The organism is Luteimonas sp. R10 (genome assembly GCF_045689605.1).
Taxonomy (GTDB): Bacteria; Pseudomonadota; Gammaproteobacteria; order Xanthomonadales; family Xanthomonadaceae; genus Luteimonas.
Window position 1 is genome coordinate 1781827 of record NZ_CP141262.1, and the last position, 17387, is coordinate 1799213.

Below are 17387 nucleotides of genomic sequence, written 5' to 3' on the forward strand. Positions count from 1 at the left end.
TTCACCGCCCGCGGCGTTCGTGGTGCCACAGCACTTCGCCATGGCCGTCGGCGCGCGCCAGCACGCGCGCCAGTACGAACAGCAGGTCCGACAGGCGGTTGAGATAGCGGATCGCCTGCGGCCGCACCGCGTCGTGGCGCGAGAGCGTCACCGCCTCGCGCTCGGCACGGCGCACGATGGTGCGGGCCAGGTGGCAGCGTGCGGCCGCCTCGCCGCCGCCCGGAAGGATGAAATCCTTGAGCGCGGGCAGCGTTTCGTTGTGATGGTCGAGCTGCTGTTCCAGCCGTTCGACGTCGGCGTCCTCGATCGCGGCATGGCTGGGGATGCACAGCTCGCCGCCGAGATCGAACATTTGGTGCTGGACCGTGGTCAGCAGCGCGTGCACGTCGCCGGGCAGCGGACAGGCCAGCACCAGGCCGATCGCCGAGTTGGCCTCGTCGACCGTGCCGTAGGCCGCCACCCGTGCCGAGTCCTTCGGGACCCGGCTGCCGTCGCCGAGGCCGGTCGTGCCGTCGTCGCCGGTGCGGGTGTAGATCTTGGAGAGGCGGTTGCCCATCGGCGGACCCGGAAACGGTGCGCCGTCAGTGTCGCGTCGCGTCGGTCGAAGCCGCGCCAAGACGCGTGACCTGCGCCGCCGCGGCATGGAAGGCCGCCGCCAGGGCCACGTACAGCCCGGAAACGCCGAGATAGGCGGGCAGCCAGTCGCTGTAGTTCTTCCACCAGCCGGCCAGGGAGGGATCGGCCACGCTGGCGCTGATCCAGTAGAAGCTGCCCTGCGCGATCAGGTGGCAGGCGGCGACCGAGGCCACCAGGGTGGCCGCGGCCAGTGCGAGCGAACGCGGCTCGATGCCACGATACCGCCGCTGCAGCCAGGCACCGCCGCTCCAGAGAACCAGGTGGGCCGGGATCAGGCACCAGTATGCCGGCGAGACGCAATAGTGTTGCCAGAAACTCAGGCCCTGCGCCGTGACCACCAGCAAGTCGACCAGCACGGCCAGCGCCATCAGCGCCGGAAAGGCCCAGCGGGTCCAGTCGCGCAGATAGAAGCCGCCCAGGAAGAACACGGCCCAGGATGCATCCGGCACCACGGCGAAGTGATGCACGCGGGTGGCCGCCAGCAGTACGGCGAGCAGGACCAGGATCAGGGCGCGACGGGAGTGGGCGGTCATCGGTGGATTCCGGAAGAGCAGGCCGGCATTTTAGCGGAAGCGCGGGTGCGGCGTGCCGGCCGGGCAAAACGGGCGATGCATGACGGCGCGGCGCCGTGCACCCCTTATCATGCCCGCATGCCTGCGCGACACGACATCCTGATCATCGGCGGCGGCCTGGTCGGCGCCAGCCTGGCGATCGCGCTGGAACGGACCGGCGTCGACGTCGGCCTGGTCGAGGCGGCGCCGCCGGGCGCGCTGCCCGCCGTCTTCGACGAACGCAACCTCAGTTTCGCCGACGCCACGGTCAATGCGCTCACCGCGCTCGGCGTGCTGCAGAAGCTGCGGACCCCGGCCGGGGAGATCCGGCGCATCCACGTCAGCTGCGCCGGCGATTTCGGCCGCGTGCTGCTCGATGCGCGCGATTACGGGCGGGAAACGTTCGGCCGCGTCGTGGTCGCGCGCGATTTCGGCGAGGCGCTGGCGGAGCGGCTGGACGAACTGCCGCGGCTGACCCGTTACCGTCCGGCGCGCTTCCTCGGCTGCGAGGAGGCCGGCGAAGCGCGCGCCGTACGGCTGGCCGACGAGGACGGCGAGCGCATCGTCGAAGCCCGCCTGCTGGTCGCCGCCGACGGCACCCGGAGCGCGGTGCGCGGCGCGCTCGGCATCGACGCGGACGTGCACGACTACGCGCAGACGCTGCTGGTGGCGCGCGTGCGCGCCACGCGTGCCCCAGACGGCACCGCCTACGAGCGCTTCACCGCGTACGGGCCGACCGCGCTGCTGCCGCGGGGCGATCGCCACTACGGCGTGGTCCACGGCGTCGCGCGCGCGGAGGCGGAAACGGCCCTCGCGTTGGACGAGGCCGGGTTCCTCGACCGCGTCCAGCGCGCCTTCGGCTGGCGCGCCGGGCGCATGCTCGCCGCCGGCGCGCGCAGCGCGTATCCGGTGCGGCAGGTGGTGGCACGGAGCACCACCGCCGCGCGTGCGGTGCTGGTCGGCAACGCCGCGCAGACGCTGCACCCGGTCGGTGCGCAGGGCTTCAACCTGGGGCTGCGCGATGCGCTGGTCCTGGCCGAGTTGATCGCGCAGCGACCGGAAGATCCAGGTGCGGAAGCCCTGTTGCGGGCCTACGCCGCGCGCCGCCACGAGGACCGCGAACGCACGCTGGCCTTTTCCGACGGACTGGCGCGGATCACCGCCAACGACGCGCCGTTGCTGCGGCCGCTGCGCAGCCTCGGGTTGCTGGCGGCGGATCGCGTGCCGTCGCTGCAGTCGCTGCTGGCCGGCGGCGCGATGGGCTACCGCGGCGACGTGCCCGCGCTGTGCCGGAACGCCCGCGCATGAGCCGGCGGCGGCGCAGCGACGTGGTCGTGGTCGGCGGCGGCGTGGTCGGCGCCGCCTGCGCGTTGGCGCTGGCGCGGCTGGATCTGGCGGTCGAGCTGGTCGAGGCGGCCGCGCCGCCGGCGTGGTCCGCCGATCGGCCTGACCTGCGGGTGTACGCGTTCGCACCCGACAACGCCGGGTTGCTGGACGGGCTCGATATCTGGCGCGGTGTCCGCGAGAGTCGCGCGCAGCCCTATCGCCGCATGCGCGTGCGCGATGCCGGCGGCGGCGGCGAGCTGATGTTCGATGCCGATGCGCTGGGGCGCGAGGTGCTGGGCTGGATCGTCGAGCACGGCCTGCTGGTCGACCGGCTGTGGGCGGCGTTGCCGCAGGCCGGGGTGCAGGTGCGCTGCCCGGCGCGGGTGGAGGCGCTCGAGCAGGACGCCGACGGCGTGATGCTGCGCCTGGACGACGGCGGCCGCATCGCCGCCCGGCTGGCGATCGCCGCCGACGGCGCCGATTCCACGCTGCGCCAACTCGCCGGGATCGGCGTCGCCGCGCACGACTACGGCCAGCGTGGGGTGGTCGCCTATGTCGCCACCGAGCGGTCGCACGAGGACACCGCCTGGCAACGCTTCCTGCCCGGCGGGCCGCTGGCGTTCCTGCCGTGCGCGGACGGCAGCAGTTCGATCGTCTGGACCCTGCCCGCGGCGGAAGCGACATCCGTGGCCGCGCTCGACGACGATGCCTTCGGCGCCGCGGTCACCAATGCCTTCGACGCGCGCCTGGGCCCGGTGCGGCCGCTGTCGAAGCGGGTCGCGTTCCCGCTGCGGCGCCAACTCGCCGAGCGCGAGGTCGACGGCCGCGTGCTGGTCCTGGGCGATGCCGCGCACGTGGTGCATCCGCTGGCGGGACAGGGCGTGAACCTCGGCCTGCGCGACGTGGCGGCATTGCGCGACACGGTGGCCGAAGCCCAGCGCCGCGACGGCGACTGGACCGCGCCGCAACGGTTGCAGCGCTGGGCGCGCCGCCGCCACAGCGAGAATTCGGTGGCCGCCTGGAGCTTCGACGGCATCAACAGGCTGTTCTCGAACGACGCGCTGTTGCCGACATTGCTGCGCGGGCCGCTGCTGGGCGCGGCCGGGCGGATGCCGCCGCTGGTGGCCGCGCTGTGGCGGCGTGCTGCCGGCGGTTGACAAGGAACTGCGCCAGCGCTCGTCGACAGGCCGGGCTGCATCGACATCGCCCTTTCCATGCCCCGTTGCCCTTGTGTAGGGGGGCTTCAGCCTCGGCCGCGCAGCCAGCGGCAGATGCGCTCTGCCGTTGTTTTCCTTCGCAACGCGCGGCGGCGCGTTCATCATGATCGCCACCGATGAATCTGCTTGGCGCGGGCTGAAGCCCCTCCTGCAGGGATCACGGAGATCGGCGAAGGAGTGAACGCCGGTTCGCCCTAGCGGCTCCAGCCCGACAGTTCCTCCTGGCTCAAGCGGCCGTCGCGGTTGCGGTCGGCGGCGTCGAATTCGGCGCTGAGGCTCTCGTTGGCGCGTGCCTCGCTGCGGCTCAGATGGCCGTCGCCGTTGCCGTCGAGGGCGGCGAAATCGATGCGGTACTGGCCGACCACCGAATCCGGTGGCCGCGAGTTGATCCGCACTTCCTGGCCGTCCTGCATGATCACCGCGGTCCCGGTGCCGGTCGGTGCCGGCGGCGGGGTCGGGCTGGTGGGCGTGGTGGGCACGGTGGGCGTCGCCGGTGTCGGCGTCGGCTGCGCGGCAGGGTCGACGGGGGTGGGCGACGGCGGCTGCGCCGGGTCCGCCATCGGCGTCTGCGGCGTGGTGTCCGGCGCCGGATCGACCGGCGTTTGCGGCGTGGCCTGGGTGGCGGGGTCGGCGGTGGTGGTCGGCGTCATCGCGTCCTGCGCCAAGGCGACAGGCGATGCGGCGGCGGCGAGCAGGGCGAACGCGAGCGCGGTGTTCCGGGACATGGGGATCTCCTCGGAAGGGCGGGTGAAAGCCGGATGAAGATGCGTATTCATCCGGCATCGAGCCGATACCGTATGCCGGCGGGCATTAATGCCGCTTGAAATCGGCCGTTCGCCGCCGCGCGCGCCTACGCGGCGGTGGCGAACACCGTGATCTCCTCGCGGTCGTGGTAGAGCTGGCGCGCGCGCAGGGTGAGCGGGCGCCCCGCCTGGTCGGCGAACAGCTCCAGGCACTGGCGAGTTTCCTGCCAACGCTTCTTCATCGGCAGTTTCAGGTTGAACAGCGTGTGCCGGCACCAGTCCTCGCGGAGCCAGGTGGCCATGCGCTCGGCGACGCGGCGCGGCTGCTCGACCATGTCGCAGACCATCCAGTCGAGGGTGCGCTCGGGCGACCAGCGGAAGCCGTCGGCCTGCAGGTGCTGCACCAGGCCGGTGTCGAGCAGCTGCGGCTGCAGCGGGCCGTTGTCGATCGCGGCGACGCGGAGGTGGTGCCGGGTCAGCACCCAGGTCCAGCCGCCGGGGGCGGCGCCGAGGTCCGCGGCCTGCATGCCCGGCTTGATCCAGGCGCCGCGCTCGCGCTCGCTCAGCAGTGACAGCAATGCCTCCTCCAGCTTCAGCGCCGAGCGCGAGGGCGCGCCGGCGTGCAGTTTCAGCCGCGGGATGCCGAGCGGCCAGGGCGCGCTGTCCTCCGGCCGGCTGCGGCCGAGCAGGACGCGTTCGCCGGCGACGAAGCACACGTGCAACCGCGACAGCCGTGGATCGGGCTGCGCGGTGAGGAAGCCGCGCTGGCGCAGCACCGGACGCAGCGCGTTGCCGAAGCTGCGCGCCAGGCCGGACAGCGGCTTGCCGGCATCCGAGTCCGGGTGCTCCATCCACAGATCGCCGTAGCGGCCCCGGCCTTCCAGCGCGGCGAGCACGGGGGTGATGCGGTCGCGCGGGTCGAGCCCGTCCAGTTCCGCGATCAGCACCGCTTTCTGCCGCGCGTACACCAGCTGCCGCCACGGCAGCGCCTGCGACAGCGCGTCGGCGTCGTCGGCGTGGAAGACCAGATAACCGTCGTCGCGGCTGGCCCGAGCGTAGCCGGCGATGCCGGCCAGCGCCGCGCGTTCGGTGAGCTCGGCGGCGAGTTCGGGCTCGAATCCCGCGCGGCAGTAGCACAGCAGTGCATCGGACATGGAGATTCCCCTTGGTTGCATCGTAGAGCGGAGCTCGCTCCGCTGCGTCGGTTCCGGCGCCGGCTCCGGCGCCGGCTCCGGATCCGGAGTTCCGGCACCGGACCCGGAATCCCGTAGAGCCGAGCTTGCTCGGCTGCGTGGGCTCCGGAAGCCGGAGCAGCGGAGCAAGCTCCGCTCTACGGGGGCGTGCGCGGGCGGGTCAGTAGCGGCCGCCGTTCGCCTCGCCGTAGGCGCGCAGCACGGCGCAGGCGGCGTCCCGGTGCAGGTCGCGCACCACGGCGATGCCGCGGCGCTCCAGTTCGCCGATCCAGTCCGCCGGCAGCGGGCCCTCGTCGAACTCGGTCAGCGCCATCACGTCCTCGGCGCGGGCGCCGATCAGCAGCCGGTCGATGCCGGCCCAGACGGTGGCGCCGTAGCATTGGCAGCACGGCTGCGCCGACGTCGCCAGGGTGTAGTGCCCGGCCGGCCGATCCTGGTCGTCGCGGTTCAGGCGCGCGCGCCGCAGCCGTTGCTGGGCCAGCATATAGGCCATGGTCTCGGCGTGCGCCACCGAGCAGTGCTGGGGCAGCACCCGGTTGACGCCGACCGCGACGACGCGGTCGTCCGGGCCGAACACCACCGCGCCGAACGGCCCGCCGCTGCCGGCCTCGACGTTGCGCCGCGACAACGCCACGGCCAGCGCCACCTTGTCGGCGTCTCCGGGCACCGTGGCGGCCGGATCCACCGCCTCGTGCACCCACGCCGGCAGGACGAGTTGCAGCTGCGCGGGCAGCATCACTCGAGCGGTGCCTGCAAGGACTGCCGCACCGCCTCGCAGCGGTTCTGCACGCAACTGCAGGCGGAGATTTCGCGGAAGCCGCAGACCGAGGCCATGCCGGTTTCGGCGCAGCGTGCGCGCACCGCCTCGGGGTCCGGTTGCGCTTCGCGGTTGACGCAGGCGGGGAAATAGCCGCAGCAGTTGCCGACGTTCTTGACCGCACAATCGCTGTCGGCGCGGCAGCTGCGGTCGAGCTGGAGCGGGTCGTCGCCGGCGCCGCCTGCCGCTTTCACCACGGGTGCGGGCGTGGACGCGGCCTGGCCGGTCGCCGGCGGCGCCGCGCAGGCGGCGAGCGCCAGTGCCAGCAGCCAGGCACACAGGATTGGAACCGGTTGCATGCGCATGCTTGCCCTCCGTGGTCAGGTTCGTGCCGCCCAGGTGTCGCGGAGCGTCACACTGCGGTTGAACACCGGCGCGCCGGCGGCGTGGTCGTGGCGGTCGGCGACGAAATAGCCGAGCCGCTCGAACTGGAAGCCCTGTTCGGCCTCCGCCTGGGCCGCCGCCGGTTCCAGGTAGCCCCGGACGCTGCGGCGCGACTCCGGGTTCAGGTGGTCGCGATAGCCCAGGCCGCCGCTCTCGTCATCGGGGTCGGGCACCGAGAACAGGCGGTCGTAGAGCCGGATCTCGGCCTCGACCGCGTGCGCGGCGCTCACCCAGTGGATCGTCCCCTTGATCTTGCGGTTGGCGCCGTCCATGCCCGGGCGCGATTCCGGGTCGAGCGTGCCGCGCAGCTCGACGATCGCGCCCCCGGCATCCTTCACCACCTCGTCGCAGCGCACGATGCCGGCACCGCGCAGCCGCACCTCGCCACCCGGCACCAGCCGCTTCCAGCCCTTGGGCGGGACTTCGGCGAAATCGTCGCGTTCGATCCAGAGCACGTTCGAGAACGGCACCTCGCGGCTCCCGAACGACTCGTCCTTCGGATGGTTGGGGAAGTGCAGGGTCTCGGCATGGCCGTCCGGCAGGTTGGTCAGCACCAGTTTCAGCGGTGCGACCACGGCCATCCGCCGCGGCGCATGCGCGTCCAGGTCGTCGCGCAGGGCGCCTTCGAGCACCGAGAAGTCGATCATCGAGTTCTGCTTGCTGATGCCGAGCCGGTCGACGAACAACCGCAGCGCCCCCGGCGTGTAGCCGCGCCGGCGCAGGCCCTGCAGGGTATACATGCGCGGGTCGTCCCAGCCGTCGACCAGGCCCTCGGCCACCAGCGCCGCCAGCTTGCGCTTGCTCATCACGGTGTAGTTGATGTTCAGGCGCGAGAACTCGATCTGGCGCGGCTTGCCGGCCTCGTTCGGCAGTCCCTTCGCCAGCAGCGGCGCCAGCAGTTCCGGCGAGCCGGCGAGGTCGACCCTGTCCACGCACCAGTCGTACAGCGGCCGGTGGTCCTCGAACTCGAGCGTGCACAGCGAATGGGTGATGCCCTCGACCGCATCGCCGAGCGCGTGCGCGAAGTCGTACATCGGATAGATCGGCCAGGCGTCGCCGGTGTTCTGGTGCGTCGCCCGCTTGATCCGGTACAGCGCCGGATCGCGCAGGTTGATGTTGCCGCTGGCCATGTCGATCTTCGCGCGCAGGGTGCGGGCGCCGTCGGCGAACTCGCCGGCGCGCATGCGCCGGAACAGTTCGAGGTTCTCCTCCACCGTGCGGTCGCGGAACGGCGACGGGCGTCCGGGTTCGGTGAGCGAGCCGCGATATTCGCGCACCTGCTCGGCGCTGAGATCGCAGACGAAGGCGTCGCCCTGGCGGATCAGCTTCTCGGCGGCGAGGTAGTACACCTCGAAGTAGTCCGAGGCGTGGCGCAGGCTGGCCCATTCGAAGCCGAGCCAGCGCACGTCGTCCTGGATCGCGCGCACGAACGCGGGGTCCTCCCTGGCCGGATTGGTGTCGTCGAAGCGCAGGTTGCAGGCGCCGCCGAACTCCGCGGCGAGGCCGAAATCCAGACAGATCGCCTTGGCGTGGCCGATGTGCAGATAGCCGTTGGGCTCGGGCGGGAAGCGGGTCCGGACCGCCCGGTGCTTCCCCGCGGCGAGGTCGTCGCGAACGATCTGGCGGATGAAGTCCTGCTTGGCGCCCGCTGGCGGCGCCTCGGCACCGGGTGCGGAATCGGGTGGCAGGGGCGTGGGAGGGGTATTCATGCGATGCGGAGGGCCAAAACCGACAGTGTAGGGCCTGCCGCCGGCCGGCGAGCAGGTCCGGGCCGCGGACCGGCGGCCGATCCGGGGCCTGGCCTGCGTGTCCTTGCAAATTGTGACGGTGTTATCGTTTCGGATGGCATGCTAATTGCGGCGGACGTGGGCAGGGGGAGGCCATGCAGACCAACGGACGAGACGCGACAACGGCCTCCGGCGTCTTCGAGGCCTCACGGCACGGAATACCGGTGTGTTGAGCCCGCCGGGTCGCGCGCACCGCCACGATGCTGTCTTCGCGGCCGGGCTCGGCGTGCTGCTGTGCCTGCTCGCCGCCGCGATCGTCGGCGGCAGCGGTAGCGGCGGCGACCGTGCCGCTGCCGTCCCGCTGACGGTCGTCGCGACCGGCGAGGCGGACGTCGGCGCGGACGGGGCCCTGCGGCACGCGGGCGGTCGCTCGCGGCAAAGCAGCGCGCGCCTGCGCTTCGAACTGCCGCCGATGCAGTCGGATGGCCCGTATTGGGCGGTCTGGATACCGCGCGTGCCGGTGACGGCACTGTGGCTGCAGGGCGGCGACTGGCGCAGTGCACGGCGCGGGTTCTTCGCCGCGGGCGAGAGCGAAGAGGTGGCGTTGTCGGGCGGTTACCTGATTCCCTTGCCCCGGGGTTGGCAGGGCCCCGTGGAGCTGGACCTGTACGTCCAGGGCGTCGCCGCGATCGCGCTGCGCCCGCAGGTGCTGCGGGTGGATGCCGCCGCGCGGGTCGAGCGGCGGGCCGTCGCCATCGCCGTCTCCGTCTACGCCGCGCTGTTCACGCTGTCGCTGCTGTCGCTGGCGTTGTACACCGCGGCCCGCGACCGGACCTTCCTGTCGCTGTCGGCATGCGCGACCCTGGCACTGTTGATGCTGGCCGGCACCAATGGCCATCTCTACGGGATGCCGGGATTGCGCCTGCTGGCCGGCTGGCAGGCGCACGGGCTGTGGACGCTGGCATTCTTGTTCCTGGCGTCGTGGCTGAAGCTGGTGCAGCACTATGTCGGCGCGCGCGAATCCGGCACCGGCGCGATGCGATCCTTGAACGTCGCGGTACTGGCGCTGCTGGCCGCCGCCGGCCTGTCGCTGCTCGATCTGCGCCTGTTCGACCCGGTGCTGCAGCCGCTGGTGGCGCTGGGCTGGGCCGCGGCGGGCCTGGGCAGCCTGGTCCTGCTGGTGGACGCGGGCCGGCGGCGACTGGCCATGGCCGCGCCATTGGCGGTCGTGGTGCTGGCCACGCTGTTGCTGGCGCTGCTGCGACACCTCGCCGATTTCGGCGTCGTGCCCGAGCTGGCGGCGACGCGCTACGGCTTTCAGTGCGGACTGGTGGCGCTGATGATCGTGTTCGCGGTGGGCCTGGTCGGCCGGATCAGCGAGTACCGCGATCAGCGCGACTATGATCGGTTGGCGCGTGCCGATACCGAACGGCGGATGCAGCGGGAGGCCGCGCGCACCGACCTGGTCAACGCGCTGCAGGTCAAGCTGCGGCAGCTGGCGCCGGGCGATATCGAATGGACCGCCTTCCGGCTGCTCTTCGACCACCTGTTGCCGCTGCTGCCGGTGGAATCGATGGTGGCCGTTGCCCAGGGCTTCCACGGGCGCGAGCTGCTGGTGACGCATCCGCACGCGCAGAAGGATCGGTTGTGGCTCGATCTCGATCGCCGCCTGCTCGTGCTCAAGCGCCAGGCCGCCAACGGGATCGCGCTGCAGCAGCCCGTGACCACGCCGGAAGCGGTCGCGATCGAGGCGATGATTCCGCTGCGGATCCGCGCCCCGGCCTGGGGCGCGGTGCTGCTGCGGCGCCGCGGCGCCGAAGGCTTCACCAGCGACGAGATGGCGCTGGCGACGGAGTTCGTGCGACTGGCCCAGGTGCAGGTCGAGCAGGCGATCGCCACGGTCAACCTGCGCCGTTCGGCGGAGCTCGATGCGCTGACCGGCAGCCTCAACCGGCGTTCGATCGACCAGTGGCTGGCGCGCTCGTTCATCGAGGCCGAGCGCGACGGACAGCCGCTGTCGGTGCTGTTCGTCGACCTCGATCGGTTCAAGTCGGTCAACGACCGCTTCGGCCATGCCTGCGGCGATCATTGCCTGCGGGCGGCCGCCAGGGCCTTGCGCGGGGCGCTGGGCGAAGGCGACCTGTTCGGCCGCTACGGCGGCGAGGAGTTCATCGCGATCCTGCCGGGCCGCGGCGGTGCGGCGGCCCGGCAGGCGGGCGAGGACCTGCGCGCGGCGGTCGAGCGGCTGGCGGTCGAGTGGGAAGGGCAGTCGCTGCGGCTGACGGTCAGCGTGGGCGTCGCCACCCGTCGCGATCGCGAGCGCACGCCGGCCGCGACCATCGAGCGCGCCGACAAGGCGCTCTATGCCGCCAAGCGCAGCGGGCGCAATTGCGTGCACGTGGCGCCGGCGGTGTTCAGCTGAAAGGGCCTGGCCGCCGCGCGCCGACGGGACGCGAGCCGTGCGGCCCGCCACGCGAGCGGGACAGGGTAGTGTTTCCGCAAAGGCCCGAACGCTTGAGATGAAACTGCTCTAAAGTTCGCGGCCCAGGACCGCGGACGCGACATGCAGCAGACGAGAGGCGAGCACGGCGCCCTGTTGTGGATGCTGACCGGCGCCGCGCTGATCGGCACCAACGCGCTGATGGTGCGCTTCGCCGAGACGCCGCCGACGGTCTCGGCCTTCTATCGCATGCTGTTCGGCGGCCTGCTGCTGTTGCTGCTGGTCGCCGCGCAGCGCGACTGGCGGCCGTTGCCGGGGCGCGTATGGCTCTGGACGCTGGTGCCGGCGGCCGCGTTCGCGGGCGACCTGTGGCTGTGGCACCGGAGCATCCTGCTGGTCGGCCCCGGCCTGGCGACGCTGCTGGCCAACGCGCAGGTGTTCTTCATGGCGCTGGCCGGCGTGGTGTTCTACCGCGAGCGGATCGGTCCGCGTTTTCTCGCCGGGATCGTGCTGGCGTTCTTCGGCCTGTGGCTGCTGCTGGGCGGGGAGTGGGACAGCCTGCCGCCGGAGTACCGCTGGGGCGTCTGGCTCGGGCTCGCGACCGGGGTGTGCTATGCCGGCTACAACCTCGGCCTCAAGCGCACCCAGCACGAAGCGCACCGGACGACCGGCGGCACCGCGCCGATCGCGCAGGTGCTGGCGCTGGCGTCGCTCGGCAGCGCGCTGTTGCTGGGCCTGGCCGGGACGGCGGAGGGCGTGTCGTTCGCGATTCCGGACGCGCGCGCGCTCGGCTGGCTGCTGCTGCTGGCCGGGCTCAGGCACTGCCTGAGCTGGGTGCTGATCTCGCGGGCGATGCCGCACCTGCGGGTGGCGGTGGTCGGTCTGCTGCTGCTGCTGCAGCCGGTGATCGCCTTCCTGCTCGACGTCGCGCTGCTCGACCGGGTCACCACCTCGCGCGAATGGCTGGGATTGGGATTCACCCTGGCCGGCATCTTCCTGGCCGGGCTCAGGAGCCGCGCGCGGCTGCCGCTGCAGTCCGGCTGAGGCGCGGCACGCAACATTGGGCCGGCCGGCGCGGCGGCGACCACGCGCGCGCCTGCGACCGCAAGCGCGCAGATCCATCATTCCGGGCCTGGAGCTCCGGGGGGCTGGACGGCCAGTACCCGCAGTCGCAACCGGTGGCCGTCCGCCGTGTTCCAGTCGATGTGCTGGCCCACGGACAGGCCGAGCAGGGCGCTGCCGACCGGCGCCAGTACCGACACGCGGCCGGAAGCGACGTCGGCTTCGTTGGGATAGACCAGCGTCAGGCGATGCCTGCCGCCGCTGCGCTCGTCCTCGCACTCGACCAGCGAGTGCATGCCGACCACGTCGGCCGGCATGTTCTCGCGCGGGCGCACCTCGGCGCGCAGCAGTTCGCTCTGCAGCGCGCGCGCCGCGGGCTGGGCGCGCCATTCGTCCGATTCGAGCAGCGATTCCAGGCGCTCGGCGTCGGGTTCGGACACGATGATGGGAGGCGGAAGGCCGCTGTGCCGGCTGTCGATCATGGTCTGTTCCTGTCGGGTGGACGGTTGTCGAAACGCAGGCGGGCGGCGCATCGCGCGCCGCCCGCCATAGTGCCGATACCGTAGCCCCGCCCGGGGCGGGGTTCAAGTGGTCGCGGGACGCGTTTCGGCCGTTGGCGCCCCGCCGCTCCGCGGATCGAACTGGAACAGATCGGCCGGCAGTTGCTGGAACACCTCCGCCAGCCGCAGCAGGAAGCCCTCCATCGCCGAACTGCGCCGCCAGGCCATGGCGATGCGCCGGCTCGGGCTCGAATCGTGGAAGTCGAGCAGGTGGATGTTGTCCGAACGCGCGACCGGCGGCTTCACCGCCAGCATCGGCAGCAGGGTGACGCCGACGTCGGCGGCGACCATCTGCCGCAGCGTCTCCAGGCTGGTGGCGCGGAACTCGCTGCGCTCGCCGGCGCCGCCCAGGTGGCAGACCTCGAGCGCCTGTTCGCGCAGGCAATGGCCGTCCTCCAGCAGCAGCAGGCGCTGCTCGGAAAGCTCCCGCAGCGCCAGCGAGTCGCGCCGCGCCAGCGGATGGCGTTCGGGCACCGCGAGCAGGAACGGTTCCTCGAACAGGAACTCGGCGTGCAACTGGTCGTCGTGCACCGGCAACGCCAGCAGCCCGGCATCGAGCCGGCCCTCGCGCAGGCGCGCCAGCAGCACGTCGCTCTTTTCCTCCACCAGCAGCAGCTCCAGCTGCGGAAAGCGCTCGCGCAGGCGCGGGATGACGTGCGGCAGCAGGTACGGTCCCAGGGTCGGGAACATGCCCAGCCGCACCGTGCCGGCCTCGGGGTCGCGGTTGCGCCTGGCGGCCTCCTTCATCTGCTCGACCTCGGCGACGATCCGGCGCGCGCGCTCGGCGGCCTCCAGTCCGGCGCTCGTGAGCATGACCTTGCGCGGCGCCCGTTCCACCAGCACCACGCCCAGTTCCTCTTCCAGCTTGCGGATCTGCGTGGACAGCGTCGGCTGGCTGACGAAACACGCCGCGGCGGCGTGGCCGAAATGCTTGTGGTCGGCCAGTGCCACCAGATAGCGGAGGTCGCGGAGGTTCATCGTGGCCGCCGCCGGGCGGTCAGGCGGCCTGGGCCACGGGCTTGCCGGAGGCCGGCAGCGGCGCCCGGATCAGGTGGTCGAACGCGGACAGCGCCGCCCGCGAACCTTCGCCCATCGCCACCACGATCTGCTTGTAGGGCACGGTGGTGCAGTCGCCGGCGGCGAACACGCCGGGCACGCTGGTGCGGCCGCGCTCGTCGACCACGATCTCGCCGTGCGGCGACAGTTCGACGGTGCCGGCCAGCCACTCGGTGTTGGGCAGCAGTCCGATCTGCACGAACACGCCGTCCAGCGCCAGGCGGTGCGCGTCGCCGCCTTCGCGGTCGCGGTACACCAGGCCGGTGACCTTGCTGCCGTCGCCGGTCACCTCCAGCGTCTGCGCGCTGGTGACGATGGTGACGTTGCCCAGGCTGCGCGCCTTGCGCTGCAGCACCTCGTCGGCGCGCAGCTTGCCGTCGAACTCCAGCACGGTGACGTGCTGGACGATGCCGGCCAGGTCGATCGCCGCCTCGACGCCGGAGTTGCCGCCGCCGATCACCGCCACGTGCTTGCCCTTGAACAGCGGGCCGTCGCAGTGCGGGCAATAGGCGACGCCGCGGTTGCGGTATTCGTCCTCGCCCGGGACGTTCAGCTGCCGCCAGCGGGCGCCGGTCGACAGCACCACCGAGCGCGCCTTCAGCTCGGCGCCGTTCGCCAAGCGCAGGCCGACCAGGCCGTCGGCGCCGGCGGGCAGCAGCGCCTGCGCGCGCTGCAAGTCCATCAGGTCCACGTCGTACTCGCGCACGTGCCGCTCGAGGGCTGCGGCCATCTTCGGCCCCTCGGTCTCGGGGACCGAAATGAAGTTCTCGATCGCCAGCGTGTCGTGCAACTGGCCGCCGAAGCGCTCCGACACCACGCCGGTGCGGATGCCCTTGCGCGCCGCGTACACCGCCGCGGCGGCGCCGGCGGGGCCGCCGCCGACCACCAGCACGTCGAATGGCGCCTTTGCCGCCAGCTTCGCCGCCTCGCGTTCGGCCGCGCCGATGTCCAGGCGCGCCAGGATCTGCTCCAGCGTCATCCGGCCCTGCTCGAACTCCTCGCCGTTGAGATAGACCGTCGGCACCGACATGATCTGCCGCGCCTCCACTTCATCCTGGAACAGCGCGCCGTCGATCGCGGTGTGGCGGATGCGCGGGTTGAGCACCGCGGCGAGATTGAGCGCCTGCACCACGTCGGGGCAGTTCTGGCAGGACAGCGAATAGTAGGTCTCGAAGTGGAACTCGCCCTCCAGCGCGGCCACCTGCTCGAGGGTCTCGGCGGCCGCCTTGGGCGGATGGCCGCCCACCTGCAGCAACGCCAGCACCAGCGAGGTGAACTCGTGGCCCAGCGGCAGCCCGGCGAAACGCAGGGAGATCTCGCGTCCGGGCGTGGTGAGGGCGAATGAGGGCTTGCGTTCTGCGTCGTCGCGGCGGACCTCGACGTCGATGCGGTCGCTCAGCCCGGCGATGTCGTCGAGCAGCGCCAACAGGTCGCGCGACTTCTCGCCGTCGTCGACCGAGGCCACGATGTGGATCGGGCGGACCACGCGTTCGAGATAGCCCTTGAGCTGGGTCTTGAGATCGGCATCCAACATGGCATCTGTTCCGTGAGTCATTGGCAGTGTGCGGCGGGTCGGACCGCCAGGGGAGTGCACCCAAGCCGGCTGGCGGCGGCGGGCGTGCCGGCCGGCCGGCTTGGGTGCACTCCCGTCCGGGGACGGGAGTGCGGGTGTGGCGTCAGATCTTGCCGACCAGGTCCAGCGACGGCTTGAGCGTCTTCTCGCCCTCCTGCCACTTGGCCGGGCAGACCTCGCCCGGATGGGCGGCGATGTACTGGGCGGCCTTGACCTTGCGCAGCAGCTCGCCGGCGTCGCGGCCGACCCCCTCGCAGGTCACCTCGACCAGCTGGATCACGCCCTGCGGGTCGATCACGAACGTGCCGCGGTCGGCCAGGCCCTGGCCCTCGCGCATCACGTCGAAGTTGTTGGTGACCACGCCATTGGGGTCGCCGATCATCGGGAACTGGATCTTGCCGATCGCCTCGGAGGTGTCGTGCCAGGCCTTGTGCGAGAAGTGCGTATCGGTGGACACGCTGTAGATCTCGACGTCGAGCTTCTTGAAGGCCTCGTAGTGATTGGCCAGGTCCTCGAGCTCCGTCGGGCAGACGAAGGTGAAGTCGGCCGGATAGAAGAACACCACCGACCACTTGCCCTTCAGGTCGGCCTCGGTCACTTCGATGAATTCGCCGTTCTGGAACGCGGTGGCCTTGAACGGCTTGATTTCGGTGTTGATCAGGGACATGTGGATCCTTTCGATTGGTGGGTGATGGGAGGGAGAAACCGGCCGTCGCCGACCGGAAGACGACAGGATAGGGCAGAGCTATCGATACGTAAAATCGATAGATGAAATGTATTTAATAGGGGTTACCTATCGATCTGCTGGCTGTTCATGCATCTTCTCGGGGGGCTTGACCTGCGTGCTGCGTTGCAACAAAATCGAGGCGTTCTCCCGGTGTCATCGGATGTGCGATGCCTCCGGCGAATGCGAGCGGTGACGATCCGCTCAACCGGTTCCGTGTCCCGTACTCCCTCCCACGCGTGATGCGGAATTTGAAGGCGGCTTCGGCCGCCTTCTTTTTGTGCGATTTCCGGAGGCGGGGCGGTACCCCGCCGGGGCGGCCGTCCGCAGATCGTCGATCCTCGCGTGGGGAGCGGTATCGGCCGCGACCGGGTGCAGCCCGACGGCAGGTGTTCTCTGCAGTTGTTTGCCTCCGCAACGCGCGGCGGCGCGTTCATCTGGTTGCTGCCGATGAGTCCGCCTGGCGCGGCGACGGTACGATTGGCGCCATGACGACCTCGCCAGTGCCGTGCCCGACCGCCTCGCAACTGCTGCGGTCGGCTGGGGCTTGCATCGATCCCGCGGACGCCGCGCTGCTGCTCGCGCACGCGTTGCGCCGGCCGCGGGCATGGCTGTACGCGCACGCGACCGATCCGGTGGCGGGCGCGCTGGCGGCGGAGTTCGAGGGACTGGTCGCGCGCCGTGCCGCCGGCGAGCCGGTGGCCTATCTCACCGGCCGCCGCGGCTTCTGGACCCTCGAGCTCGCGGTCACGCCGGACACCCTGATTCCGCGTCCGGAGACCGAGCTGCTGGTCGAACAGGTGTTGGTGCGGATCCCGCCGGGAGGTCCGGCGCGCGTCGCCGACCTGGGCACGGGCAGCGGGGCGATCGCACTGGCCATAGCGTGCGAGCGTCCGCTGGCCCGGGTGGTCGCCACCGACATCAGCCGTCGGGCGCTGGCCGCGGCCGCCGCCAACGCCGGCACCCACGGGATCGGCAACGTCGAGTTCCGCCAGGGCGACTGGTGGTCGCCGCTGGCGGGCGAGCGCTTCGACGTGGTCGCCAGCAACCCGCCGTACATCGCCGACGACGATCCGCACCTGCAGCGGGGCGACCTGCGCTTCGAGCCGCGTGGCGCGCTGGCCTCCGGCCGTGATGGGCTGGAGGCGATCGGCATGATCGTCCGTGACGCGCCGGCCCATCTCGCGCCGGGCGGCTGGCTGCTGCTCGAGCATGGCCATACGCAGGGCGAGGCCGTGCGCGCGCTGCTGCGAAGCGCCGGCTTCGTCGCGATCGCGACCGAGCGCGATCTGGAGGGACGCGAGCGCGTCACCGCTGGCAGGTCGCCCGGTCTGGCCGAGGCGGGCTGATAAACTGGCGCGTCAGCCTTGAAGACGGA

Annotated in this window: 16 protein-coding genes; 5 read left to right on the forward strand and 11 right to left on the reverse strand. The window is 71.6% G+C overall.

Annotation, left to right across the window (positions count from 1 at the left end; translation table 11 throughout):
* Nucleotide 1: 1 nt before the first annotated feature.
* Together U3649_RS07460 and U3649_RS07465 are read right to left on the reverse strand one after the other, a co-directional pair.
* Nucleotides 2–556: a cob(I)yrinic acid a,c-diamide adenosyltransferase gene (locus U3649_RS07460; RefSeq protein WP_407354222.1), complete on the reverse strand. Its 555-nt coding sequence runs from the start codon at nt 554–556 to the stop codon at nt 2–4.
* A 25-nt stretch (nt 557–581) separates the two neighbouring features.
* Complete coding sequence (locus tag U3649_RS07465; protein WP_407354223.1) at nt 582–1169, reverse strand: hypothetical protein; 588 nt, start codon at nt 1167–1169, stop codon at nt 582–584.
* Between the two features lie 117 nt (nt 1170–1286).
* On the opposite strand from U3649_RS07465, the gene ubiH reads away from it, so the two are divergent.
* Both ubiH and U3649_RS07475 read left to right on the forward strand, forming a co-directional pair.
* Nucleotides 1287–2495 carry a 2-octaprenyl-6-methoxyphenyl hydroxylase gene (gene ubiH, locus U3649_RS07470; RefSeq protein WP_407354224.1) on the forward strand — a complete coding sequence of 403 codons (1209 nt, stop codon included), beginning with the start codon at nt 1287–1289 and terminating at the stop codon, nt 2493–2495.
* The gene (locus U3649_RS07475) at nt 2492–3670 is read left to right on the forward strand and encodes a UbiH/UbiF family hydroxylase (protein WP_407354225.1); all 1179 of its coding nucleotides are present in this window, start codon (nt 2492–2494) and stop codon (nt 3668–3670) included. Before ubiH ends, U3649_RS07475 begins: the two co-directional genes overlap by 4 nt.
* Nucleotides 3671–3924: 254 nt before the next feature.
* Here U3649_RS07475 and U3649_RS07480 read toward each other — a convergent pair whose 3' ends face one another.
* From U3649_RS07480 to U3649_RS07500, 5 genes are all read right to left on the reverse strand, one after another.
* Nucleotides 3925–4455 (reverse strand): hypothetical protein, encoded by a 531-nt coding sequence (locus U3649_RS07480; RefSeq protein ID WP_407354226.1) that lies wholly within the window; start codon nt 4453–4455, stop codon nt 3925–3927.
* A gap of 125 nt (nt 4456–4580) precedes the next feature.
* Nucleotides 4581–5627, reverse strand: a complete 1047-nt coding sequence (rlmM, locus tag U3649_RS07485) for a 23S rRNA (cytidine(2498)-2'-O)-methyltransferase RlmM (protein WP_407354227.1) — start codon at nt 5625–5627, stop codon at nt 4581–4583.
* Nucleotides 5628–5826: 199 nt separating this feature from the next.
* A complete protein-coding gene (locus U3649_RS07490; RefSeq protein WP_407354228.1) occupies nt 5827–6402 on the reverse strand; it encodes a nucleoside deaminase in 576 nt (191 codons plus the stop codon).
* The gene (locus U3649_RS07495; protein WP_407354229.1) at nt 6402–6782 is read right to left on the reverse strand and encodes a hypothetical protein; all 381 of its coding nucleotides are present in this window, start codon (nt 6780–6782) and stop codon (nt 6402–6404) included. The genes U3649_RS07490 and U3649_RS07495 overlap by 1 nt, the downstream gene beginning before the upstream one ends.
* A 21-nt stretch (nt 6783–6803) precedes the next feature.
* Nucleotides 6804–8576: a glutamine--tRNA ligase/YqeY domain fusion protein gene (locus U3649_RS07500; RefSeq protein ID WP_407354230.1), complete on the reverse strand. Its 1773-nt coding sequence runs from the start codon at nt 8574–8576 to the stop codon at nt 6804–6806.
* Nucleotides 8577–8823: 247 nt separating this feature from the next.
* Here U3649_RS07500 and U3649_RS07505 point away from each other — a divergent pair, with 247 nt between their 5' ends.
* Both U3649_RS07505 and U3649_RS07510 read left to right on the forward strand, forming a co-directional pair.
* On the forward strand, nt 8824–11016 hold the full coding sequence (locus U3649_RS07505) for a GGDEF domain-containing protein (RefSeq protein WP_407354231.1): 2193 nt from the start codon (nt 8824–8826) through the stop codon (nt 11014–11016).
* A gap of 141 nt (nt 11017–11157) precedes the next feature.
* A complete protein-coding gene (locus tag U3649_RS07510; RefSeq protein ID WP_407354232.1) occupies nt 11158–12078 on the forward strand; it encodes a DMT family transporter in 921 nt (306 codons plus the stop codon).
* A gap of 77 nt (nt 12079–12155) precedes the next feature.
* Here U3649_RS07510 and rnk read toward each other — a convergent pair whose 3' ends face one another.
* The 4 genes from rnk to ahpC form a co-directional block, all read right to left on the reverse strand.
* The gene (rnk, locus tag U3649_RS07515; protein WP_407354233.1) at nt 12156–12578 is read right to left on the reverse strand and encodes a nucleoside diphosphate kinase regulator; all 423 of its coding nucleotides are present in this window, start codon (nt 12576–12578) and stop codon (nt 12156–12158) included.
* Nucleotides 12579–12680: 102 nt separating this feature from the next.
* Nucleotides 12681–13634, reverse strand: coding sequence for a DNA-binding transcriptional regulator OxyR (oxyR, locus tag U3649_RS07520; RefSeq protein ID WP_407354234.1), 954 nt, complete (start codon nt 13632–13634; stop codon nt 12681–12683).
* Nucleotides 13635–13653: 19 nt separating this feature from the next.
* On the reverse strand, nt 13654–15246 hold the full coding sequence (gene ahpF, locus U3649_RS07525; protein WP_407354235.1) for an alkyl hydroperoxide reductase subunit F: 1593 nt from the start codon (nt 15244–15246) through the stop codon (nt 13654–13656).
* Between the two features lie 142 nt (nt 15247–15388).
* The gene (gene ahpC, locus U3649_RS07530; protein ID WP_407354236.1) at nt 15389–15952 is read right to left on the reverse strand and encodes an alkyl hydroperoxide reductase subunit C; all 564 of its coding nucleotides are present in this window, start codon (nt 15950–15952) and stop codon (nt 15389–15391) included.
* 545 nt (nt 15953–16497) lie between these two features.
* Here ahpC and prmC point away from each other — a divergent pair.
* On the forward strand, nt 16498–17358 hold the full coding sequence (gene prmC / locus U3649_RS07535) for a peptide chain release factor N(5)-glutamine methyltransferase (RefSeq protein ID WP_407354237.1): 861 nt from the start codon (nt 16498–16500) through the stop codon (nt 17356–17358).
* Nucleotides 17359–17387 lie beyond the last annotated feature (29 nt).